Source organism: Faucicola osloensis (assembly GCF_020041925.1).
In the GTDB taxonomy this organism is placed as follows: domain Bacteria; phylum Pseudomonadota; class Gammaproteobacteria; order Pseudomonadales; family Moraxellaceae; genus Faucicola; species Faucicola osloensis_D.
The window spans coordinates 411,096-434,073 of sequence record NZ_CP083409.1 but is presented as its reverse complement, the minus strand read 5'-3'; the positions used below and the strand labels follow the sequence as shown (position 1 = coordinate 434,073).

General features: G+C 45.5%; 16 protein-coding genes, 2 tRNA genes and 3 rRNA genes. 14 read left to right on the top strand and 7 right to left on the bottom strand.

The features are described from left to right. Positions 1-145: 145 nt before the first annotated feature. From LAJ61_RS01850 to upp, 6 genes are all read left to right on the top strand, one after another. A 16S ribosomal RNA gene (locus LAJ61_RS01850) occupies positions 146-1,677 on the top strand. A 163-nt stretch (positions 1,678-1,840) separates the two neighbouring features. Further along, positions 1,841-1,917 (top strand) — tRNA-Ile (locus tag LAJ61_RS01845). 11 nt (positions 1,918-1,928) lie between these two features. Next, positions 1,929-2,004, top strand: a tRNA-Ala gene (locus LAJ61_RS01840). Positions 2,005-2,302: 298 nt separating this feature from the next. Next, positions 2,303-5,161, top strand: a 23S ribosomal RNA gene (locus LAJ61_RS01835). Positions 5,162-5,259: 98 nt separating this feature from the next. Then, positions 5,260-5,373: ribosomal RNA gene (rrf, locus tag LAJ61_RS01830) — 5S ribosomal RNA — on the top strand. Together the 16S, 23S and 5S rRNA genes with 2 tRNA genes alongside form the textbook arrangement of a ribosomal RNA operon. A gap of 160 nt (positions 5,374-5,533) precedes the next feature. Next, positions 5,534-6,169, top strand: a complete 636-nt coding sequence (gene upp / locus LAJ61_RS01825; RefSeq protein ID WP_040403464.1) for a uracil phosphoribosyltransferase — start codon at positions 5,534-5,536, stop codon at positions 6,167-6,169. Between the two features lie 72 nt (positions 6,170-6,241). On the opposite strand, the gene LAJ61_RS01820 is transcribed toward upp, so the two are convergent. After that, complete coding sequence (locus tag LAJ61_RS01820; RefSeq protein ID WP_224054250.1) at positions 6,242-7,888, bottom strand: vWA domain-containing protein; 1,647 nt, start codon at positions 7,886-7,888, stop codon at positions 6,242-6,244. Between the two features lie 99 nt (positions 7,889-7,987). After that, a complete protein-coding gene (locus LAJ61_RS01815; RefSeq protein ID WP_224054249.1) occupies positions 7,988-10,369 on the bottom strand; it encodes a YgiQ family radical SAM protein in 2,382 nt (793 codons plus the stop codon). 401 nt (positions 10,370-10,770) lie between these two features. Here LAJ61_RS01815 and LAJ61_RS01810 point away from each other — a divergent pair, with 401 nt between their 5' ends. After that, positions 10,771-11,658: a threonine/serine exporter family protein gene (locus LAJ61_RS01810; RefSeq protein ID WP_310586020.1), complete on the top strand. Its 888-nt coding sequence runs from the start codon at positions 10,771-10,773 to the stop codon at positions 11,656-11,658. Positions 11,659-11,706: 48 nt separating this feature from the next. Next, positions 11,707-12,174 (top strand): threonine/serine exporter family protein, encoded by a 468-nt coding sequence (locus LAJ61_RS01805; protein ID WP_224054248.1) that lies wholly within the window; start codon positions 11,707-11,709, stop codon positions 12,172-12,174. Positions 12,175-12,212: 38 nt separating this feature from the next. Here LAJ61_RS01805 and LAJ61_RS01800 read toward each other — a convergent pair whose 3' ends face one another. Beyond that, positions 12,213-12,680, bottom strand: coding sequence for an Lrp/AsnC family transcriptional regulator (locus LAJ61_RS01800; RefSeq protein ID WP_007115873.1), 468 nt, complete (start codon positions 12,678-12,680; stop codon positions 12,213-12,215). Between the two features lie 174 nt (positions 12,681-12,854). On the opposite strand from LAJ61_RS01800, the gene rarD reads away from it, so the two are divergent. Continuing rightward, positions 12,855-13,832 carry an EamA family transporter RarD gene (gene rarD, locus LAJ61_RS01795; protein WP_224054247.1) on the top strand — a complete coding sequence of 326 codons (978 nt, stop codon included), beginning with the start codon at positions 12,855-12,857 and terminating at the stop codon, positions 13,830-13,832. A 100-nt stretch (positions 13,833-13,932) separates the two neighbouring features. Further along, positions 13,933-14,511, top strand: coding sequence for a BLUF domain-containing protein (locus LAJ61_RS01790; protein WP_267460935.1), 579 nt, complete (start codon positions 13,933-13,935; stop codon positions 14,509-14,511). A gap of 58 nt (positions 14,512-14,569) precedes the next feature. Here the strand turns inward: LAJ61_RS01790 and LAJ61_RS01785 are convergent, their stop codons facing one another. Both LAJ61_RS01785 and LAJ61_RS01780 read right to left on the bottom strand, forming a co-directional pair. Then, on the bottom strand, positions 14,570-15,136 hold the full coding sequence (locus LAJ61_RS01785) for a DNA-3-methyladenine glycosylase I (RefSeq protein ID WP_224054245.1): 567 nt from the start codon (positions 15,134-15,136) through the stop codon (positions 14,570-14,572). Between the two features lie 114 nt (positions 15,137-15,250). Further along, complete coding sequence (locus LAJ61_RS01780; protein ID WP_409034987.1) at positions 15,251-16,600, bottom strand: MFS transporter; 1,350 nt, start codon at positions 16,598-16,600, stop codon at positions 15,251-15,253. A gap of 208 nt (positions 16,601-16,808) precedes the next feature. Here LAJ61_RS01780 and LAJ61_RS01775 point away from each other — a divergent pair, with 208 nt between their 5' ends. From LAJ61_RS01775 to gorA, 4 genes are all read left to right on the top strand, one after another. Beyond that, the gene (locus LAJ61_RS01775; protein ID WP_224054244.1) at positions 16,809-17,123 is read left to right on the top strand and encodes a rhodanese-like domain-containing protein; all 315 of its coding nucleotides are present in this window, start codon (positions 16,809-16,811) and stop codon (positions 17,121-17,123) included. Next, a complete protein-coding gene (locus LAJ61_RS01770; RefSeq protein WP_224054243.1) occupies positions 17,120-18,412 on the top strand; it encodes an McrB family protein in 1,293 nt (430 codons plus the stop codon). The genes LAJ61_RS01775 and LAJ61_RS01770 overlap by 4 nt, the downstream gene beginning before the upstream one ends. Beyond that, positions 18,409-19,632 carry a 5-methylcytosine restriction system specificity protein McrC gene (locus LAJ61_RS01765; protein ID WP_224054242.1) on the top strand — a complete coding sequence of 408 codons (1,224 nt, stop codon included), beginning with the start codon at positions 18,409-18,411 and terminating at the stop codon, positions 19,630-19,632. The genes LAJ61_RS01770 and LAJ61_RS01765 overlap by 4 nt, the downstream gene beginning before the upstream one ends. A 134-nt stretch (positions 19,633-19,766) precedes the next feature. Then, positions 19,767-21,137 carry a glutathione-disulfide reductase gene (gorA, locus tag LAJ61_RS01760; RefSeq protein ID WP_224054241.1) on the top strand — a complete coding sequence of 457 codons (1,371 nt, stop codon included), beginning with the start codon at positions 19,767-19,769 and terminating at the stop codon, positions 21,135-21,137. 103 nt (positions 21,138-21,240) lie between these two features. Here gorA and LAJ61_RS01755 read toward each other — a convergent pair whose 3' ends face one another. Beyond that, on the bottom strand, positions 21,241-21,762 hold the full coding sequence (locus LAJ61_RS01755) for a hypothetical protein (RefSeq protein ID WP_224054240.1): 522 nt from the start codon (positions 21,760-21,762) through the stop codon (positions 21,241-21,243). 54 nt (positions 21,763-21,816) lie between these two features. Beyond that, a complete protein-coding gene (locus LAJ61_RS01750; RefSeq protein ID WP_224054239.1) occupies positions 21,817-22,971 on the bottom strand; it encodes an ABC transporter substrate-binding protein in 1,155 nt (384 codons plus the stop codon). Positions 22,972-22,978: the final 7 nt, after the last annotated feature.

Genomic DNA, 22,978 nt, shown 5'->3' with positions numbered 1-22,978 from the left:
AGAGCGATAAAATTAAGACTTTAATTAATTGTATTGTCAGAGTGAAGATACTCGTAAGTTTATTTGAGCAAAGACAGTATAAATAATTGAGTCAACAAATTAAATCTATTGACATCGCGTAGCGATGACAATAGATAGAAAGATTAAACTGAAGAGTTTGATCATGGCTCAGATTGAACGCTGGCGGCAGGCTTAACACATGCAAGTCGAACGATGAGTCTCTAGCTTGCTAGAGATGATTAGTGGCGGACGGGTGAGTAACATTTAGGAATCTGCCTAGTAGTGGGGGATAGCTCGGGGAAACTCGAATTAATACCGCATACGACCTACGGGTGAAAGGGGGCGCAAGCTCTTGCTATTAGATGAGCCTAAATCAGATTAGCTAGTTGGTGGGGTAAAGGCCCACCAAGGCGACGATCTGTAACTGGTCTGAGAGGATGATCAGTCACACCGGAACTGAGACACGGTCCGGACTCCTACGGGAGGCAGCAGTGGGGAATATTGGACAATGGGGGCAACCCTGATCCAGCCATGCCGCGTGTGTGAAGAAGGCCTTTTGGTTGTAAAGCACTTTAAGCAGGGAGGAGAGGCTAATGGTTAATACCCATTAGATTAGACGTTACCTGCAGAATAAGCACCGGCTAACTCTGTGCCAGCAGCCGCGGTAATACAGAGGGTGCGAGCGTTAATCGGAATTACTGGGCGTAAAGCGAGTGTAGGTGGCTCATTAAGTCACATGTGAAATCCCCGGGCTTAACCTGGGAACTGCATGTGATACTGGTGGTGCTAGAATATGTGAGAGGGAAGTAGAATTCCAGGTGTAGCGGTGAAATGCGTAGAGATCTGGAGGAATACCGATGGCGAAGGCAGCTTCCTGGCATAATATTGACACTGAGATTCGAAAGCGTGGGTAGCAAACAGGATTAGATACCCTGGTAGTCCACGCCGTAAACGATGTCTACTAGCCGTTGGGGTCCTTGAGACTTTAGTGGCGCAGTTAACGCGATAAGTAGACCGCCTGGGGAGTACGGCCGCAAGGTTAAAACTCAAATGAATTGACGGGGGCCCGCACAAGCGGTGGAGCATGTGGTTTAATTCGATGCAACGCGAAGAACCTTACCTGGTCTTGACATAGTGAGAATCCTGCAGAGATGCGGGAGTGCCTTCGGGAACTCACATACAGGTGCTGCATGGCTGTCGTCAGCTCGTGTCGTGAGATGTTGGGTTAAGTCCCGCAACGAGCGCAACCCTTTTCCTTATTTGCCAGCGGGTTAAGCCGGGAACTTTAAGGATACTGCCAGTGACAAACTGGAGGAAGGCGGGGACGACGTCAAGTCATCATGGCCCTTACGACCAGGGCTACACACGTGCTACAATGGTAGGTACAGAGGGTTGCTACACAGCGATGTGATGCTAATCTCAAAAAGCCTATCGTAGTCCGGATTGGAGTCTGCAACTCGACTCCATGAAGTCGGAATCGCTAGTAATCGCAGATCAGAATGCTGCGGTGAATACGTTCCCGGGCCTTGTACACACCGCCCGTCACACCATGGGAGTCTATTGCACCAGAAGTAGGTAGCCTAACGCAAGAGGGCGCTTACCACGGTGTGGTCGATGACTGGGGTGAAGTCGTAACAAGGTAGCCGTAGGGGAACCTGCGGCTGGATCACCTCCTTAACTAAAGCACTAAGTGAGAATTCACAGCAAGTTGTTCTTGTGTATAAATAAGCTAATAATCGTTAATCTACAGCAGCGCAAATAGCAAGGCTAAGACTAAAATCCTTAGCAAAGGATTTTAGCTCGAACCTAAAATTGCGATGCAATTTTTTAACGGTTCTCGGGGTCTATAGCTCAGTTGGTTAGAGCACTGCCTTGATAAGGCAGGGGTCATAAGTTCAAGTCTTATTAGACCCACCACCTCTTACTTAGGGGCCATAGCTCAGTTGGTAGAGCGCCTGCCTTGCACGCAGGAGGTCAGGAGTTCGACTCTCCTTGGCTCCACCATAATTAGCTTAACGTAATAAAGCAGACAGAGTAATTTAGTAAGTATTAAGAGATTACTTCAATCTGTTTTATCAGAAATCATGACCTGACGAAGGTCTGATAATTCAATAACAACATAGAGAAATGAGTCTGGGTTAATTATCAAGTTCCAACGAAGATAATTAACCTTAGTAATCAGCCAATCAGACCCAAAGAAATGATTGGAACAACTGATTACTTAAAAGTAAAGAGAACTGAATCAAGCGTAAACATAGGTGAAGATCGTTACCATTACCTATACGACCCTTTAGGGTTGTATAGTCAAGTAATGAAGTGCACATGGTGGATGCCTTGGCAGTCAGAGGCGATGAAAGACGTGACAGCCTGCGAAAAGCGTCGGGGAGGCGGCAATATCCTGTGATCCGGCGATATCTGAATGGGGAAACCCACTTGTCATAAGACAGGTATCGTAAATTTATTTACGAGGCAAACCGGGAGAAGTGAAACATCTCAGTAACCCGAGGAAAAGACATCAATAGAGATTCCCCTAGTAGCGGCGAGCGAACGGGGAGGAGCCGACTGATTATAATTTAGAGGAATGACTTGGAAAGGTCAATCGTAGAGGGTGATAATCCCGTACTCGAAAGGTTATAAGAAGCATATTAAGTAGGGCGGAACACGAGAAATTCTGTCTGAAGATGGGGGGACCATCCTCCAAGGCTAAATACTCCTGACTGACCGATAGTGAACCAGTACCGTGAGGGAAAGGCGAAAAGAACCCCTGTGAGGGGAGTGAAATAGAACCTGAAACCGTGTGCATACAAGCAGTCGGAGCGGACATGTTCCGTGACGGCGTACCTTTTGTATAATGGGTCAGCGACTTATATTCTGTAGCAAGGTTAACCGAATAGGGGAGCCGTAGGGAAACCGAGTCTTAATAGGGCGTCTAGTTGCAGGGTATAGACCCGAAACCGAGTGATCTATCCATGAGCAGGTTGAAAGTGACGTAACAGTTACCGGAGGACCGAACCCACTGTCGTTGAAAAGCCAGGGGATGACTTGTGGATAGGGGTGAAAGGCTAATCAAACTCGGTGATAGCTGGTTCTCCCCGAAAGCTATTTAGGTAGCGCCTCGGACGAACACCATTGGGGGTAGAGCACTGTTTCGGCTAGGGGGTCATCTCGACTTACCAAACCGATGCAAACTCCGAATACCGATGAGTGATATCCGGGAGACAGACGGCGGGTGCTAACGTCCGTCGTCAAGAGGGAAACAACCCAGACCGCCAGCTAAGGCCCCAAATTCCTAGTTAAGTGGGAAACGATGTGGGAAGGCACAGACAGCTAGGAGGTTGGCTTAGAAGCAGCCACCCTTTAAAGAAAGCGTAATAGCTCACTAGTCGAGTCGGCCTGCGCGGAAGATGTAACGGGGCTCAAACTAGGAGCCGAAGCTGCGGATTTAATTGTTTCAATTAAGTGGTAGGGGAGCATTGTGTAAGCCTGTGAAGGTGTGTTGTAAAGCATGCTGGAGGTATCACAAGAGCGAATGCTGACGTGAGTAACGACAATGCGAGTGAAAAGCTCGCACGCCGGAAGACCAAGGGTTCCAGTCCAACGTTAATCGGGGCTGGGTGAGTCGACCCCTAAGGCGAGGCCGAAAGGCGTAGTCGATGGGAAATCGGTTAATATTCCGATACTTGTTTATGATGCGATGGAGGGACGGAGAAGGTTATGCCAGCTTGGCGATGGTTGTCCAAGTGGAAGGATGTAGTTAGGTTTAGTAGGCAAATCCGCTAGACTATTAATGAGATCTGATAGCAAGCTGTACTTGTACAGCGAAGTGGCAAATACCCTGCTTCCAGGAAAAGCTTCTAAGCGATAGTCATAAAGAAATCGTACCCTAAACCGACACAGGTGGTCAGGTAGAGAATACCAAGGCGCTTGAGAGAACTCTGCTGAAGGAACTAGGCAAAATGGTACCGTAACTTCGGGAGAAGGTACGCTGCCGATGGTGAGTAGACATGCTCTACAAAGCTATTGGCAGTCGCAGATACCAGGCCGCTGCAACTGTTTATTAAAAACACAGCACTCTGCAAACACGAAAGTGGACGTATAGGGTGTGATGCCTGCCCGGTGCTGGAAGGTTAATTGATGGGGTTAGCGTAAGCGAAGCTCTTGATCGAAGCCCCAGTAAACGGCGGCCGTAACTATAACGGTCCTAAGGTAGCGAAATTCCTTGTCGGGTAAGTTCCGACCTGCACGAATGGCATAATGATGGCGGCGCTGTCTCCAGCAGAGACTCAGTGAAATCGAAATCGCAGTGAAGATGCTGTGTACCCGCGGCTAGACGGAAAGACCCCGTGAACCTTTACTACAGCTTTACATTGAACTTTGACCTTACCTGTGTAGGATAGGTGGGAGGCTTTGAAGCAGGCACGCCAGTGTCTGTGGAGCCATCCTTGAAATACCACCCTGGTAATGTTGGGGTTCTAACTCAAGCTTAACAGAGCTGAGGACAATGTATGGTGGGTAGTTTGACTGGGGCGGTCTCCTCCTAAAGAGTAACGGAGGAGTACGAAGGTGCGCTCAGAACGGTCGGAAATCGTTCGAAGAGTATAAAGGCAAAAGCGCGCTTAACTGCGAGACCCACAAGTCGAGCAGATACGAAAGTAGGTCTTAGTGATCCGGTGGTTCTGTATGGAAGGGCCATCGCTCAACGGATAAAAGGTACTCTGGGGATAACAGGCTGATACCGCCCAAGAGTTCATATCGACGGCGGTGTTTGGCACCTCGATGTCGGCTCATCTCATCCTGGGGCTGAAGCAGGTCCCAAGGGTATGGCTGTTCGCCATTTAAAGAGGTACGCGAGCTGGGTTTAGAACGTCGTGAGACAGTTCGGTCCCTATCTACCGTGGGCGTTGGAAATTTGAGAGGATCTGCTCCTAGTACGAGAGGACCAGAGTGGACGAACCTCTGGTGTTTCGGTTGTGACGCCAGTCGCATTGCCGAGTAGCTATGTTCGGATGGGATAACCGCTGAAAGCATCTAAGCGGGAAGCCCACCTTAAGATTAGATTTCCCTAAAGAGCCGTTGTAGACTACGACGTTGATAGGTTGGGTGTGGAAGCATAGTGATATGTGTAGCTAACCAATACTAATTGCTCGTTTGGCTTGACTATACAACGCCTAAATGGCTTTGTAGGTAATAACGATTATCACCTCGCTTGATATAGCTCATACTTTACTTCTAAAATAACTCATTCCTCTATCCCCCTTTGCTGACGATAATAGCTTGGAGGTCCCACCTGATCCCTTCCCGAACTCAGAAGTGAAACTCCAATGCGCCAATGGTAGTGTGGTTCGCCCATGTGAGAGTAGGTCATCGTCAGCTCCCTATCCCAAAACACCCCCCTTACATCAGTAAGGGGGTGTTTTTTTGCATCCCTGAAAGACTCAGAGAAAAACTCAGAATAGAAAATTAATGTTTTTATCGCAGACTTTGGGTAAAATAGGCGAAAATTTTTGGTGTGAAATTTAAAGTGAGTGTTACCATGCAAATTACCGTTATTGACCATCCCTTAGTTAAGCATAAATTATCCTTGATGCGCGAGGCAGATAGTAGCACTTATAAATTTCGTACCTTGACTAAAGAACTTGCCCGTTTGATGGCGTATGAAGCAAGTCGTGATTTTCCTATAGAAACAATCAGCATTCAGGGCTGGGAAGGCAACCAAATTGAAGGCATTCAAATCAAAGGTAAAACCGTCACTGTCGTACCCATCTTGCGCGCAGGTTTGGGAATGCTTGATGGGGTTTTAGACCTTATTCCTACTGCAAAAATCTCGATGGTTGGATTGCAGCGTGATGAGGATACCCTTGAGCCCGTGCCTTTTTTTGAAAAGTTGGTTAAAGATATTAATGAGCGTCCTGCTTTGATTTTAGATCCTATGCTTGCGACTGGCGGTAGTATGGTAGCAACGATTGATATGATGAAAAAACACGGTTGTAAAGATATTAAAGCCTTGGTACTAGTGGCAACGCCTGAAGGGGTAAAAGCGGTGAATGATGCCCATCCCGATGTGAAGATTTTTACCGCAGCACTCGATAGTCATTTGAATGAACAGGGGTATATTATTCCAGGGCTTGGGGATGCAGGGGATAAAATTTTTGGTACAAAACAACATTGATGGTCAAAACAGTAAAAGTAGGAGAAAAGCTAGATGATTTATCTAGCTTTTTTATTGGCCGTTGTATAGTGACTATTTTTTGGTCGGTTGTAAGCTATCGGCTAAGTCGATAAGCTTGATAAATTCGCGGCGAATACCTTGTGGGTCGTTGCCAATATTGGCTTGGGCGAGTCGCTTGCTGTCGTTTAGTTGCCAATTACCAATGTATTTGCTTTGCTTGAGGGTTTCACCAAAACTTGCCACACTTAGCGCAAATGCCATTTCGCTGCTTGGCTGTTGGGTCTGATTGCTAATGGGCAGGGTCAAAAGCGTTGATGTGTTGCTATTTGGGGCTTTATAGCGAAGTTTTAAAAACCCCAGCTCAGTATTTTTGCCTGTATGGCTGATAGGGTGAGATTGATAGCGGCTATCATCTAGCCAACCTTGCTGCCCCACAGGGGTAACTTCAAACAGCGCAACCACGGATTTGCCTGCACCTAGCTCCCCTGCGTCTACTTTATCGTTGTTAAAATCTTCTTTTTCAAGGACGCGATTTTCATAACCAATCAACCGCCATTCTTTAACCGTCTGGGGATTGAATTCCACTTGGACTTTGACGTCTTTTGCCACAGTGTTAAAGGTTGCTGACATTTCATCTACCAAGGCTTTTTTGGCCTCAGACAGGCTGTCAATGTAGCTATAGTTACCGTTGCCGTTATCCGCGACTTGTTCCATCATATGGTCGTTTAAATTGCCTTCACCAAAGCCAAACGTGGAAAGTGACACACCGCTATCACGCTTACGGCGGATAATATCTAGCATTTCATCGACGTCCGATACACCGACATTAAAATCTCCATCGGTCATCATCAAAATGCGGTTGATGCCATCTTTTTTATAGTGGATTTTTGCTTGTTGATAAGCCAGCTTTATCGCTGCTTCGCCATTGGTCGAGCCACTGGCATCTAGGCTATCAATCGCGGCTAATATTTTGTCGGTATCACTGCCTTTAGTGGCAGGAAGCGTCACTTGGGTACGACCAGCATAGGTCACGATACTGATGGTATCTTGCGCTCTTAGTTGTTTGGTGAGCATTTTTAGCGAAGATTTGACTAGTGGTAATTTATCGTTGTCTGACATCGAGCCTGACACGTCCACCAAAAATACCAAGTTGGCAGGCGGTAAGGTGCTTTGTTTGGTGATGGTAGGGTCATCCGCTTTGATAGCCACTTTGATGATACGATTGGTAGCACGCCAAGGTGCGGCAACTGTTTCGGTGCTTACTGAAAAAGGGGCGTTGGCAAGGCGCTTGGCTTGTGAAAAGTCATAGTTAAAATAGTTGATAAGCTCTTCAATACGCACCGCGTCAGTGGGCGGTAGTTGTCCGTCGTTTAGAAAACGGCGCACATTGGCGTAGCTGCCCGTGTCGGTATCGATACTAAAGGTGGCAACAGCATCGGTGGCAGTTTGGTGAATGGGGTTGACTGCAAGATGCTGATATTTTTCGCTATTATCCTGTGGTATCGGCATCGGCATGATGGGTGAGTAGCGTGCCATCTTGCTCATTGCTGCCGCTTCCATCATCATGGCGGGCGCAGCAACCATGGGCTTTGGTGAGGCAATAACAGGTGTGGCAGGGCTGGTATCACGGCTATTTGACGGTGAGGGGCTACACGCCGTCAATAAGCTTTGGGCGATGACGAGGCTCAGTAGTGTTGGCTTAAAAATGTCGCGCTGCATGACTAACTCCTTTTCAATCGTGACTGGCGTAATCACAGTTTACGACATTTTTTGATAAAAAAGGCAGTTTTTTATTCATTTTACGACAGCGCTAAAAACTCATTTTTGTTTGCGCGGTGGCAAGCCTGTATGTTGGGTTTGGAAGTTACCCTTTTTCGGATTCGGTTTTTTACCAAAACTGCTTGGCGTAGGTTTCTTACCCGATTTTTGAGCCGTGTTATCCTTAGCACTACGCTTAACCGAATCACCGCCTGCTGAGCTGTTTTTCTTTCTTGCCGACTGGTAAACGTCTTCACCTTCCAGTTTTGGATTATAAGGCGGTATGAGACATTGACTACCATGCCCAATCAAATCCTCACGCCCCAAGTCTTTGAGCGATTGACGCAGCAATGCCCAATTTTTGGGGTCGTGATAGCGTAGATACGCTTTGTGGAGTTTACGCTGTTTACCTGATTTGACAATTTCCACGCCTTCGCTGTCACGGGTGACTTTATGCAGCGGGTCTTTGGCAGTATGATACATGGTAGTAGCAGTTGCCATCGGGCTTGGGTAAAAGGCTTGCACTTGGTCGGCACGAAAGCCATTGCGCTTGAGCCAAATCGCCAAGTTCATCATGTCGGTGTCGGTGGTGCCAGGGTGCGCGGCAATAAAATACGGAATCAAATATTGCTCTTTGCCTGCTTCACGGCTGTATTTGTCGAACATCTGCTTGAAGGTATCGTACCTCCCCATACCCGGTTTCATCATTTTGGAGAGTACATTGGTTTCGGAATGTTCGGGGGCGATTTTGAGATAACCGCCGACATGGTGGGTGACCAATTCTTTGACGTATTCGGGGTCTTTGACCGCCAAATCATAGCGCAAGCCTGACGCAATCAGGATTTTTTTCACCCCTTTGATATCACGAGCTTTACGGTACAGCTGGGTGAGATGACTGTGGTCGGTGAGTAAGTTGTCGCAAATATCGGGATACACGCAGGAGGGTTTGCGGCAGTTTTTCTCAATGGCATCGTCTTTGCAATGCAGACGGTACATGTTGGCCGTCGGTCCGCCAAGGTCAGAAATTACCCCGGTAAATGATGGCTCGGTGTCGCGGATTTTTTTGATTTCGCCTAAGATAGACTCTTCTGAGCGGTTTTGGATAATGCGTCCTTCATGTTCGGTAATCGAGCAGAAGGTACAGCCGCCAAAACAGCCACGCATGATATTGACTGATAATTTAATCATATCGTAGGCAGGAATTCTTGCGTTGCCGTAGCTAGGATGGGGCAAACGGGCATACGGCAAATCAAAGATATAATCCATCTCTTCCATGGTAAGTGGAATGGGCGGCGGATTGAGCCATACATCAATGTCGCCATGTCGCTGCACCAAGGCGCGGGCGTTATGCGGATTGGTTTCTAGGTGCAAAATACGGTTGGCATGGGCGTAAAGTACCGGGTCGGATTTGACTTGCTCAAAGTCGGGCAAGCGAATCACGGTTCTGTCACGGGGCGGCAACGGGCGTTTGTGTTTTAAGGCGTTTTTATTAGGGTCTTTGAGGTTGACCACTTGGATGTCTTGGCTTTCAGCGACCTTATCAGCATTGAGGACTTTGTGCTCGACTTTATCCGCCACAAACCCTTTATATTGACTCTCAAGGGTTTTTTCTTGTTCGATATGACAGTCGCCCACATCTTCCATCATCACATACGGATTGATAATCGGGTCAACGCGCCCAACGGTGTCGACGTCGTTACTGGCGATTTCTATCATATCGCGTTGCCAGTGTTTTTTGGTTTGTGTCGACAGATACGCGGTGCCACGTACTTTGGCAAGGTCTTCAAAACGGTAACCTTTGGCAAGTGCATGTACAACATCGACAATCGCCCGCTCGGCATTGCCATACAGCAAAATATCAGCGCGGCTATCCATCAAAATGCTACGACGTACTTTGTCTGACCAATAATCATAATGGGCGATACGGCGCAGCGAGCCTTCAATCCCGCCCAAGATAATGGGCACATCGGGATAGGCTTCACGGCAGCGCTGGCTATATACTACGGCCGCACGGTCGGGGCGTTTGTCGGGGGCATTGTCTGGCGAGTAGGCATCGTCACTGCGAATGCGTCTATCGGCGGTGTAGCGGTTAATCATGCTATCCATATTGCCTGCGGTGACGCCCCACGCGATGGTCGGTTTGCCAAGTGTCATAAAAGCGTCTTTGCTCGTCCAGTCAGGCTGGGCGATGATACCGACGCGAAAGCCTTGCGACTCTAACAGTCTGCCGATGATTGCCATACCAAAGCTTGGGTGATCGACGTAGGCATCGCCTGAGACAATAATGACATCACAGGCATCCCAACCAAGGGCGTCCATTTCGGCTCGGCTCATCGGCAAAAATGGCGCAGGCTCAAAGCAGCTTGCCCAGTGTTTGTCATAGTCAAATAGGGCTTTGGTACCTTGTTTAAAGGCTTTGTTGGCAATAGTTTCGGCGGACATAGGCTTGGATATTAAATAAAATGAATATGGCTCATTTTATCATGAATCAATTTTGCGATGGAGGTTTATAGGGCGAAATAACAAAAAAACCTGATTAAATTAGTCGGGTTTAATTAAAGGGTAAAGCGATTCAGTATTTTTGTAAGAATTAACGGAAAAAATGACTGTCAAATGGCTATATTATGATTAAAATGGAAGGTATTGAATATCGCCCTAGTATTTAAACCAAAATAAACCAATCGCAGCTTTTTAAGTAGATAGAAGCTTTTCAAATAACGGGTAGTTTTCAACTTTTTGCTCATTTTTATTCAGCTTTTCAATCAATAAAGCAATACTGATTCGCCCTGATTTTATGCTAGTTTAATGCTAAAATGAGCTATCAAGGTTGTTAAAATGATGCTATGACCGATACCTTTGCTGATGCCCTAGAAGCGCTTGACCCGCTAACACCTGAGCCTACTAAGCTTTCGCCGCCGCCCGAGCCGAAGCCTAGACGGCGGTTGCCCTATATGGCGTATGAACACCAGCAGCAAATCACCCGTCTGTGTGTGCGCTGTGGACTGCTACTCATGCAATATGGGGCAGAGTCGGCAACGGTAACAGATTTGTGCCGCCGATTGGGGATAGCGTTGGGGTTGGCTAGCGTGGAGTGTGGGATTGCCTATAATGGCTTGACCATCACCACAATTTATAATAACCGCTGTATTACCACCTTACGCGCGTCAACCACCCATGCCATCAATGTCAATATCATTGTGCAAATTCAGCGAATTGTACTGGATTTGGAAAGTATGCCGGTGACGAGTACCCTAGAGCACGCGACTTATCGATTTGATGAGATTGATCGGGGCACTTATCCTGCCAAGATGGTCGCGACGATGGTCGGTGTGGCGTGTGCCTGCTTTGCGTATTTGGCAGGGGGCGATGTACTGGTGTGTTTGGTGACTTTTATTGCGAGTATGATGGGGTATTCGCTGCGGCTATGGCTGAGTAACCGCAACTTTAACCCTTTTATATCCGCGCTCATAGCGGCGTGTTTTGGCTCCATTTTCGCCAGTACCGCGCTGTTATTGAGGATTGGTAACGACCCGCATATTGCTATGGCGTCGAGTGTGCTTTGGTTGGTTCCCAGTTTTCCTTTGATAAATTCGCTATCGGATATGCTAAAGGGTTATATGAACATCGGTATCGGGCGCTTTATGTTTGTGATTATCTTGACGTTATCGAGCTGTATCGGCATCGTGCTGTCATTGCTACTACTAAATATCAGTCATTGGGGCGTGGGTTGATGAAAGCGTTTGATAAAATTTTATTGCCAATATTGGGTAGGGTGAAAAATGGCTGTTGATGCGATTGCCTTGATACGCGCAGCAACTTTTGCTTGCTTGATGACGCTTGGCTGGACACTGCTTGTCAATGTGCCGCGCCGCTATATTTGGCAATGCTTATTGTTGACCATGCTGGGTTACGGACTTAGAGAGCTATTAAAACAACTGTCAGTCAATTTGATACTAGCGACGTTTGTGGCAGCGGGTATTTCATCGTTTGTGGCAATTTATTTGGCAAAAAAATATTTACTCACCCCAAAGATGATTTTGGTGCCTGCCATGCTGTGTATGATGCCAGGGATTACCGCGTACAAAGCTATGATTAGCTTTGTACAGCTAGGCTACTATGGCTATAATCCACAAGTATTCACCCAAATGATGGATTTTAGCTTCAATGCGATATTTGTGACCGCTGCGTTGGTATTTGGCATTTCGTTGCCGACGTCATTTTGGTATCGCACCAAGCCCATTGTTTGAGCCCATTGTCTGATGCCGCAGTAATCTAACTAATCTAACTAATCTAACTGGATTTTAGTGCCTACCTTGGAAAAATTCATTACAAATTGACTTTTAAAGCGTCGGACATTGTTTTCATAAGTTAAATTATCACGGGTAAAACGGTGATATTCCGCCATATTTTTGGCATGTACCAATAGCAAAAAGTCATAATCCCCTGAGATTTCATAACAACTCATCACGTTGGGCAATCGGCTCATCAAGCGCTCAAAGCCATGCTGCAGCGCGGTATTTTGTTTTTCCATTTCAATCAGCACAAACGCGCTTAAATCAAAGCCCAATTCGGTAGGGTTGACAATCACTACTTGGCGGGTAATCACCCCGGTCTCTGTCATCATTTGGATACGGCGCTGACAGGTCGCTACCGATGCATGCACTTTTTCCGCGATGTTCTTGAGTGGTAGGGTCGCATCTTCTTGCAACAAGTTTAAAATACGTTTATCGATATCATCGATTTCATGAATCATAGCCATGTCCTTCTAAAAATATACAATAAGACAAATTGAGAAAAATATAGCAAATTTATCTTATATTAATGTTAATTTATCATAAATAGGAGTATTTTGAAATAATTTACCAAAAATAATTGTTATACTTTTTGGCAATTTAACCGCAAAAGCAAAAATATAACAAGGTCAATTATGTCAGTCTCCAGCGTTTTATCACCATCGTCTATCGTTGTCCCCCCCAAAGCAACAACTTCTCAGCCCGCTACCGCTGCCAAAAAGTTGCGTTTTGGGGTGGTGTTGGCATTGATTTCTAATGTGTTGTTTGGCGTGCTGTATCTGTACAGTCACTGGCTTGCGCCATTGTCAGGTACGCAAGTTTTTTTGTGGCGCATGGTGGCGATGTGGTTTGGGTTAGTGGGGTTATTGGCTGTGACGCAAAATTTTGGGCAACTCAAAGCATTTTTGATGGGATTAAACAAACAACAATGGGTTTTATTGCTGTTGCCGACACCGATTTTGGCAAGTCAGCTGTGGCTGTTTATGTGGGCGCCTATCAATGGCCAGGCGGTCAATACCGCAATGGGGTATTTTTTGTTTCCCTTGATGATGGTACTGATTGGTTGTGTGGTGTTTAAAGAAACCTTAAATCGATTGCAGTGGGCGGCGATTATCGTTGCGGCGGCAGGGGTGGGATTGCAATTTTGGCTTGCGGGGAGCGTATCGTGGGCGACTGCATGGGTGTGTTTGACGTATCCGATTTATTATGGACTGCGCCGTTGGCAAGGGGTTCCTGCGCTGTTGGGGCTGTTCATGGATTTGTCAGTGATTGCCCCGATTGCCTTGGGTTTTTTATTATGGCAAAACAGCAGTATATCGATAGTCACTGGGTCAATGACAATAGGGCTGTTAGTGATTGGGCTGGGTATGATTAGTGCGCTTGCCATGCAGACCAATCTCAAAGCCAGTCAGGTATTGCCGATGAACACCTTTGGCATGCTCAGCTATCTTGAACCTGCGCTGATGTTTTTATTGTCCATTTTTGTGCTGCATGAAGCTGTCAATGGCACCATGATTGCCAGTTTTGCTTTAATTTGGGTAGGGGTGTTGCTGATGATTGTAAATGCAATACGAGCGTCCAAAAAAAGCCACTCAACCGCTATTTGTGACTAGGTAAGCTAATATTCTTGATTTAATGGATGGATAAGTATGTAAGAAATTGTTAAAATTGCGTTGAACAAAAATTGTACAACCATAAAGACTGAGGTGCTGCTTGGGGCAAATTCATTATCTAACTTATGTGAGCCGTATGACGTTGAAAGCTGGCGTAACCCCTAGAACGCTGTCTGATATCATGACGGTGGCACAGCGTGAGAACCTTGCCCATCAAATTACAGGTTTTTTGTGTTTTGGTAATGGCTATTTTTTTCAGTACATTGAAGGCGAAAAGTCAGCGATTGAGCAATTATTTGGTAACATTCAGCGTGATGGGCGCAACCGCGATGTCACGCTCAAGTCTAAAGGGGTCATCGAAGCACGGCTGTTTCAAAATTGGCAAATGTTGATGGTCAATATCAATAACCCAGAAACGCATGAAGATGTTATCAATACGTTTTTACCTGTATTGTCAGCTGGGTCAAAAGCGGCAGCGGCTGATAAGTTTGTTGAAGTTATGCGGTCACAGTATCATCGTCGTAGCTTGGTGGATTTTCAAAGCTATTCTCTCAAAAATGTCAGTTATTATGGGGTCAATCTGCGCGGATTGCTCAAAGTGCATCAGCATTTTTTATTGGTTCAAAGCATTTTACTGGTATTGATTTTGATTAGTTTTAGCCTATTTTGGGGTCTGTAGCATCGAGAAATCTGTAGCATCGAGAAATAGGTTATCCTTTGTTGAATATTGACCCCGCTTATCGAAAATCACACGCCGCTACATGGTCATTCACCATACCGACTGCTTGCATAAACGCATAGCAAATCGTCGAGCCCACAAATTTAAACCCGTCTTTTTTAAGCACTTTTGACATCTTATCTGAGTATTCAGTGTTGGTGGGGATATCAGCAAAGGTTTTTGGGTGGTTATCCTGTGGTAGTTTTGCCAAGCCGCTGGGCGACAAGTTCCAAAGATAATCGCTAAAAGATTGCGTTTGGGTGATTTTTAGATAGCATTTAGCATTGTTGATGATGGCTTTAATTTTACCGCGGTGGCGAATAATGCCCGCATCGGTCATGAGGCTATCGACCATGTCATCATCAAACTGCGCGATAATTGCAGGGTTAAAATCAGCAAATACTTGGTAATAACGCTCGCGTTTTTTGAGTATGGTAATCCAGCTGAGTCCCGCTTGCATGCCTTCTAAACACAGCATGGCAAATAGATGACGGTCGTCATAACTGGGCTTTCCCCATTCATTATCGTGGTAAGCTTGATAAAGTGGGTCCGTGCCGCACCATTCACAGCGATTATAGGCTTTCATCCTAGGTCTCATGGTATTGAAAGGTTTATTATAACCGCCTTGGGCAAAAAAAAACGCTAGCATTTGCCAGCGTTTTTTAGCTATCAGTTTTCAGTCTATCTTTTAATCTATGTTTTAATCCATCAAATCGATATTTTTGGTTTCTTTAATTGAGAATAAGGCGATGAGAGAAATAATACCATTAATAACAATATATATAGCCACACCTTTCATGCCATATTGCTCATTGATTTTGATGGCATAAATCGCAGGAATCGATGCACCCACAATCGCCGCTAGATTGTAAGCCAGTGACGCACCTGAATACCGTACTTCGGTGGGGAACAGCTCTGGTAATAGCGCTGCCATTGGACCAAATGACATACCCATACATGCCATGCCTAAAATGAGGAAAATAAATACCGTGGTTGGTGTACCATTGCTGAGCAGCATTGGCATAAAGCAGGCAAACACCATACATAAGATAGTCACGCCAATCAGCCATTTTTTACGACCGATTTTATCCGCCCCAATCCCTGAAATACTGGTAAAAATACCAAACACAATCGCAGCCACCAATAAAAAGCCAGTAAAAGTATTTGGGGCAATACCTAACCCAGTTGGGAAGCCAAAAGAAGATAATTTTGCCGGGCTTTTTGAATACGCTTGTACGAACGCAGTCATGATATAAAAAATCACATAAGTCATCGCCATCAAGAATGTGCCTTGCATAATCGGACGCCAATATTGGGTAATGACTTTTGACACAGGGGCATTAACTTTTTTGCCTTCGGCTTCAGCGGTAAGAAATACATGGCTTTCATGCAGGCTTAAACGTACCCAAAGACCCACACCCACAAGCACGATTGAAATAAGAAACGGGATGCGCCATGCCCACTCGACCAAGGCATCTTTTCCTAAAAAATAACTGAGTAAAAAGAACACTAAGTTGGCTAAAAATAACCCAATCGGCGCGCCTAACTGCGGGAAAGTACCATACCAAGCACGTTTGCCTTCTGGCGCATTTTCGGTGGCGACCAAGGCAGCACCGCCCCATTCACCGCCAAGCCCAATCCCTTGACCCACACGAAGTAAACATAACAATAATGGGGCAATGACGCCTACTTGGGCATAAGTCGGTAGCAAACCAATCGCTACGGTTGATAAACCCATCGTGAGCAGAGAGGCCACCAAGGTTTTTTTGCGACCGAGTTTATCACCAAAGTGACCAAATAACGCTGAACCGAAAGGGCGGGCAATAAATGCCAATGCCAACGTCGAAAGCGAGTAAAGCATCGCCGCTTTTTCATCAGTTTTATCAAAAAACTGGGTATTAAAAATCAATACCGCAGCGGCGGCATAAATATAGTAATCATAAAACTCAATAGCCGTACCAATCATGGATGCCACGGCAACCTTTTTTGGGTCATTGCGTAGCGCGATATGCTGATGATCAGGGTGCGCGGTTGAAATGGTTGTCATGATGTCTACCCTCCTTAGATAATAAAAGTTTAAGTGAAAATTAAGATACATAAAATATTGGAATGAATTATAAATCATAATTTGTCAGAAACTTGATAAAAATAGTTAAGGTGATGAAAACATTTGGTTATTAATCGCTGATTTGATAAATTTCGTCAGCTTATCCATAATAAGCCATCACAAAATAGACATTAAAAATTGAGAGGTAATCATGATTCGTGAACTAGCCATTACCGACTTTTCTGCCACCGCAAACGATACCGTTTGGGATGTGCGGGATAGTAAAGCATTTGCGCAAGGACATATTGAGTGTGCCAAAAACCAACCCTTGGATACGCTGACGGCAGAGTTATTGGCAACCACGGATGGCACCGTCTATGTGCTATGCGGTGGTGGCAGCAAAGCCGCCAAAGCTGTCGCTTTGCTCAATGAGATTGACCCAAATCGGGATATCGTCCATTTGACGGGTGGTACACGTGCGGCAAAAGCGGCAGGTATGACTATCGTGAGTGATAATCTGTCATGAGTGAGCGGCCAAAAAATATTATCTATACGGGCGTAGCAGGGACAGGTAAGACCTACCGACTGCAACAAATCGCAAAACGCTATACCGAGCTATTGCCGGTAGCCAATGCGGATGAATTGCTAAAAGCTTTGCTTAAGCCACTAAGCTGGCGAGAGGTGATTTGTTTAGTATTTTTAGATGAAAGAAAAAAGGGAAAGTCATTACTTAAAGTTGCTGAAATTACTAACAACTTATTCTTTGTTACTAAGCTAAAAATTAACCACCGCGAAAAGGCAATTGCCAATACAGCATGGTCAACGCTACAGCAATTTAGTCCTGCAGATTCCAAAAATGTATTGGTAAAAAATAAATCTAGCCAATCGTATTTTGATAAAGACGATAGCAGTAATTGGTTTTTATTAGCAGACAGCTTGCCGTTATTAGCAGATTTGCAAAACAAACTCGATGATTACCAAGCGGCGATTCATAGCCAGTTTCAGCCCAACTATTTACAGCCAAAGCTAGAACGCTTTAGTTTTGTCAGTTTTCATCAAGCGTATGGATATGAAGAATTTGTCGAAGGGATTCGTCCCCACATCGCGGACAATGGGCAGATGAGCTATCGCATTGAGTCAGGCGCTTTTCTTAGACTGTGTCAACAAGCCAAACATGACCCTAGCCACCGTTATGCCATGTTGATTGATGAAATCAACCGCGCCAATGTCGCCCGCGTGTTTGGGGAGTTGATGAGTTTGATTGAGCCGACGAAACGCGCAGGACAGACAGATAGCTTGTCGGTGAATTTGGCGTATTCGCGTCAGCCGTTTAGTGTGCCTAGCAATGTCGATATCTACGCCACCATGAACAGCCAAGATCATTCATTGGCGCCGCTCGATATGGCATTTCGCCGCCGTTTTGAATTTATTGAATGTCAACCGCAGTCACAGTTATTGGGTAAAGTGATGGTAAATGGGATTGAGATTGATTTAGCCAAATTGTTGACCGCATTGAATGAAAGAATCTCGCAGAATTTGGCAAAAGACAGTCAGTTAGGGCATAGTTTTTTGTGGGGTATTGATTCGCTGCAAGCGTTAAGCGCTGCGTTTAGCCAATCCATCATCCCACAAGTGGCGCAAGCCTGCCAGCACCATGGACAAATCTTGCAAGCAGTCTTTGGGCAACGCTTTATCAGGCTAGTTGATAACAAAAAAGCCACGGGATTTATGGCGCAGCAAGCGGGTTTTGATATTAATACCCAAGCGCTTGATGACCCAAATAGCTATCTTGCAATCTATCAAAGCGCCCAATGAAAGCCATCATCACGTTTGAACATAGTTGCCTGACCGCGGCAGATTTTGACGATAGGCAGGATTTTGACTGGCTTATCGAGCAAAATTTTGACGTTTTTCGCATTGAGCGTAAACAGCAGCGGTGGCAACTCAAAGTACGCCACTATATCGGTGTGATTGGGTTGCCCAGTGGCGGGCAAGTTGAGATTTTGCCAAAACTTGCACAAAGCCAAATCACTCATGCTGATGAAGTTACCCAAACCCGTCAATGGGTACAACAGATGCTGACAGCAGTGTGGCAAGCCTTATTGCCCAAGTCGTTACCCAATCTAGCCAATCAACTACTCATCAATCCTCCAGCCCCCAATCCTCCACCCAGCAATCATTCGCTATCGCTTAGCGAGTGGCTGCAGGCATATTTTTGGCAGGGATTTGCGCAGTATGTGCCCAATCAGCAATATCAGCAATTTGAGCAAAATCAGCCTTATCTGCAAGGTAAATTACTGGTCAAAGAGCAATTGCAGCATAACCTCCACCAGCCGCATAAGTTTTATCATCAGACTGAAAATTTTGCGATGGATACCGCTGGCAATCGTTTGGTGAAGACCACCATCGAGCGGGTGATTGGCAGCATGGCTTTCCCATTACCGAGCCAATGGCAGGCAGTGGGTACGGTTACCAAAAACTTATACGACACCTTATTTTCTCAAGCGCTGCAAGAATTGACCGCGTTGCCCAGTCTGCTTGCCCAGCGTAATTATACTTTTATCAGCTTTTGTTATGCGCTGCTCACGCTACAACAAGCCAGTAGCCAAGGGCAGTTTTTGACCCCAACTTGGCTGGTGAATATGCCATTTGCCTTTGAAAAATGGGTGGGCAGGAAAATCCAACAACAATTTGCAGCACAGAGTTTTGAGCTAGTTGAGCAAAAAAGACAGCCATTGACCGTGCAGCAAGGGTTAACCATCAAACCCGATATTTGGCTAAGGTCTGCCGATAAACTCATTATCGCCGATGTGAAATGGAAAAAAACTGCTACTTTCAACGACATAAGCTTGGCAGATATGTACCAACTACTTACCTACGCCAGTGAGTTTGATGCCGATGAAGCTTGGCTGATTGTCCCAACACTAAGCACGCAGTTAATGGCACAGCCGATTGAATTTTGCCAACCCAAAAAAACCCGATTTTATCTGATGCCTTTTGCGGTGACGCAAGGGTGTTTAAACCTTTTTCATTAAAATTATTCAAAAAAAGCGCTGATTTGTTTTATTTTATCAATGAGAAAGGTGAGAATTAACAACTTTTCTAACCACCAAAACTTGGTAAAATAACCACATATAATTTTGAAAATGACCAAAAAACAGGAAGAATTATGAGCAAACATTATGATTATATCGCGATTGGTGGTGGGTCAGGGGGCATTGCATCCATCAACCGTGCTGCCAGCTATGGTAAAAAATGTGCCTTGATTGAAGCCAAGCAGCTAGGCGGTACTTGCGTCAATGTTGGCTGTGTGCCCAAAAAAGTGATGTGGTATGGCGCCAATATGGCAGCGGCGATAAATCATTATGCGCCTGACTATGGCTTTGATTTGGATGTTAAACAATTTGACTTTGCCAAATTGGTACAAAGTCGCCAAGCTTATATCACCCGTATTCATCAGTCGTACAACAATGGCCTCAAAAATAACCAAGTCGATGTGATTCATGGTTTTGCCAAATTTGCCGATAAACATACCGTTGAGGTGTATAAAAATGACGGCACAATAGAGACCATTACCGCTGACCATATTTTACTAGCAATGGGCGGTCGGCCTGTTCGCCCAGCGATTGAAGGGGCAGAGTTGGGTATTGACTCGGATGGTTTTTTTGACTTGACCGAGTTGCCACCGCGGGTAGCGATTGTGGGGTCAGGCTATATCGGTGTCGAGATTGCAGGGGTGATGAATGCATTGGGCTCAAAAACCCATCTGATTGTGCGTAGCAAGCGGGTGCTCAAAAACTTTGATGCCGACATTGTCACCACGCTCACCCATATCATGCACGATGATGGTATTGAATTTCATTATGGATTGCTGCCACAACAAATACGCAAAAACCAGGATGGCTCATTGAGCATTGAATTGTCAAACAATGAGACCTTGACGGTGGATTGTTTGATTTGGGCAACGGGTCGCGCACCTGCAACCGATACCATTAATCTTGATAAAGCAGGCGTTGAAGTCAATGAGCAAGGCTTTGTCAAAGTTGATGCCTATCAAAATACCAATGTCGAAGGTATCTATGCGGTGGGCGACATCATCGAACATGGTATTCAATTGACCCCAGTGGCGGTGGCAGCAGGTCGTCGATTATCTGAGCGCTTGTTTAACAACAAACCCAATGAGCATTTGGACTATAACCTAGTGCCGAGCGTGATTTTTAGCCATCCACCGATTGGTACTGTAGGGCTGAGCGAAGAAGAGGCGGTCAAAGGCTATGGCATCAATGCGGTTAAAGTCTATAAATCCAATTTTACCCCGATGTATAGTGCAGTGACCAAGCATCGTGAGCCGTGTCACATGAAGCTGATTTGTGTGGGTGAGGAAGAAAAAGTGGTGGGCTTGCATGGTGTAGGTTTTGGCGTCGATGAGATGATTCAAGGTTTTGCTGTTGCTATCAAAATGGGTGCAACCAAACGTGACTTTGATGACACGGTGGCGATTCATCCGACTGGCTCAGAAGAGTTTGTCACCATGCGCTAAGCAGATTTTTAAGGTAAAAAAAGCGGACTTAATCATAAGCCCGCTTTTTTCGCTTTTAAACTATTAAATTTTTACTCTTTTACTCTTTTACTCTTTTATTCTTTTAATCTGGGATTTGTATATCAGTGATATCAGGATAAGCTTGTTTGATAAACTCAATTTGTGCAGGGGATTCGATACGTACGATATACCATTTTTTAGTGTCATCCACCTTATCTTGAATCGCCACGACATGGCTGTTGATAGTGATATCATCCATCGTGAATGTTGTCGGGAATATCACATACTCGCGCCCAGTGGTCGACTGATAGACTTTGGCTTTGCTCAAATTATAGCGATAGCTAAATTTGGCGGTAGCCATATCTTTGAAAGTGTCATCTGCTGTTTGTATCATATGGGTTTTGAGGGTAGCAGCATCCATATCAAAACGCTCACCGATTACCACAAAAATTTGCGGCGGCATCAACGCCATAATCGGCGCGATTTGTTTGGCTTTGATGCTATCCACCACGATTTGCATATGTTGGTCAATGATACGTTCATCGGCTTTATCATAAGCAACAGCTGATAACGATAGCGGTAGCAATGAGAACCCTAACATAAGCTTTTCTATTTTTGATTTCATAGATACTCCTTCATTTAGTGTATTTTTTAGTACCGCTTTTTACCAATTTGTCTGTTACATATCCACTTTGAGCCTATCCCAATACTGCTGATACAGCGCCATTATCTCATCGCCTACGTCTTCACGAAACATGGCATGTTTTAGCAAATCAGCTGGCGGATACACAATCGGATTGTTAGCAAGCTCAGGCGGCATTTCTTTTTTCGCCGCCTCATTGGGCGAGCCGTAGCCGATTTCTTCACTAATCATGGCAGCGTATTTGGGTCGCAAGATAAAATCGATAAACTTATGGGCATTGTCGTTGTTTTTGGCATTTTTGGGGATGACCATGTTATCCATCCACATAATAGCGCCTTCTTTTGGATACACAAAGTCCAGCTCTGGCATCCCTTGGTCTTGCGCCATGATGACTTCACCGTTCCAAGCCAAGCCCAAGTAAGTTTCCCCTTCCATAAACGGCATGCGCGGTGCATCTGAGTTAAAGGTACGCACATTGGGCATCAGCTTGGTGAGTTTTTCATACGCTTGTTTGATGGCTTCAGGATTTTTGGTGCTGCCGTTATAGCCAAGGGTCAATAGACTCATGGTGAACACGTCACGGATGTCATTCATCAGCATGACACGCCCTTCATATTCCGGTTGCCATAAGTCATTCCAGCTGCTCAAGCTTGCTTTAGCAATGCGTTTGGTATTGACTGCGATGCCTGATGAGCCCCACAGATAGGGGATACTAAACTTGTTTTCAGGGTCAAAAGGGGCATTGATAAAGGTTTTGCCAAGGTTGTCAAAATTGGTTAATTTGGCATGGTCGAGCGGCTCAAGCATCCCTTCTTTACGCATTTTATCGACAAAATCCGTACCCGGAAACGCCACATCATACTCACCACTGCCATTCATGAGTTTGAGCTTGGCATACATGGCTTCGTTAGAATCAAAGGTGCTATAAATAACGTCGATACCTGTCTCTGCGGTAAAATCTTTAAGCACTTGGTCAGAGATATACTCCGTCCAGTTATAGACATTGACGACCTTGCCACCTTGACTGGCAGTAGACGCAGACGCAGACGCAGACGCGGAAGCGTTAGTCGCGGTTTCGCCCGCTTTTTGACAACCCGTTAGATTACTTGCCAGACCCCCTGTTAAAACGGCACCGCCAACACCCAAGCCATACCCTAAAAAACGTCTTCTATTGAGCATCCGAGAAATCATATAAGTC

Coding starts and splice junctions, on each gene's coding strand:
- LAJ61_RS01770 (WP_224054243.1), top strand. CDS start 17,120: ATGAGTGAGCGGCCAAAAAATATTATCTATACGGGCGTAGCAGGGACA.
- LAJ61_RS01810 (WP_310586020.1), top strand. CDS start 10,771: ATGACCGATACCTTTGCTGATGCCCTAGAAGCGCTTGACCCGCTAACA.
- LAJ61_RS01805 (WP_224054248.1), top strand. CDS start 11,707: ATGGCTGTTGATGCGATTGCCTTGATACGCGCAGCAACTTTTGCTTGC.
- LAJ61_RS01785 (WP_224054245.1), bottom strand. CDS start 15,136: ATGAAAGCCTATAATCGCTGTGAATGGTGCGGCACGGACCCACTTTAT.
- LAJ61_RS01775 (WP_224054244.1), top strand. CDS start 16,809: ATGATTCGTGAACTAGCCATTACCGACTTTTCTGCCACCGCAAACGAT.
- LAJ61_RS01765 (WP_224054242.1), top strand. CDS start 18,409: ATGAAAGCCATCATCACGTTTGAACATAGTTGCCTGACCGCGGCAGAT.
- LAJ61_RS01800 (WP_007115873.1), bottom strand. CDS start 12,680: ATGATTCATGAAATCGATGATATCGATAAACGTATTTTAAACTTGTTG.
- gorA (WP_224054241.1), top strand. CDS start 19,767: ATGAGCAAACATTATGATTATATCGCGATTGGTGGTGGGTCAGGGGGC.
- LAJ61_RS01820 (WP_224054250.1), bottom strand. CDS start 7,888: ATGCAGCGCGACATTTTTAAGCCAACACTACTGAGCCTCGTCATCGCC.
- upp (WP_040403464.1), top strand. CDS start 5,534: ATGCAAATTACCGTTATTGACCATCCCTTAGTTAAGCATAAATTATCC.
- LAJ61_RS01815 (WP_224054249.1), bottom strand. CDS start 10,369: ATGTCCGCCGAAACTATTGCCAACAAAGCCTTTAAACAAGGTACCAAA.
- LAJ61_RS01750 (WP_224054239.1), bottom strand. CDS start 22,971: ATGATTTCTCGGATGCTCAATAGAAGACGTTTTTTAGGGTATGGCTTG.
- LAJ61_RS01755 (WP_224054240.1), bottom strand. CDS start 21,762: ATGAAATCAAAAATAGAAAAGCTTATGTTAGGGTTCTCATTGCTACCG.
- rarD (WP_224054247.1), top strand. CDS start 12,855: ATGTCAGTCTCCAGCGTTTTATCACCATCGTCTATCGTTGTCCCCCCC.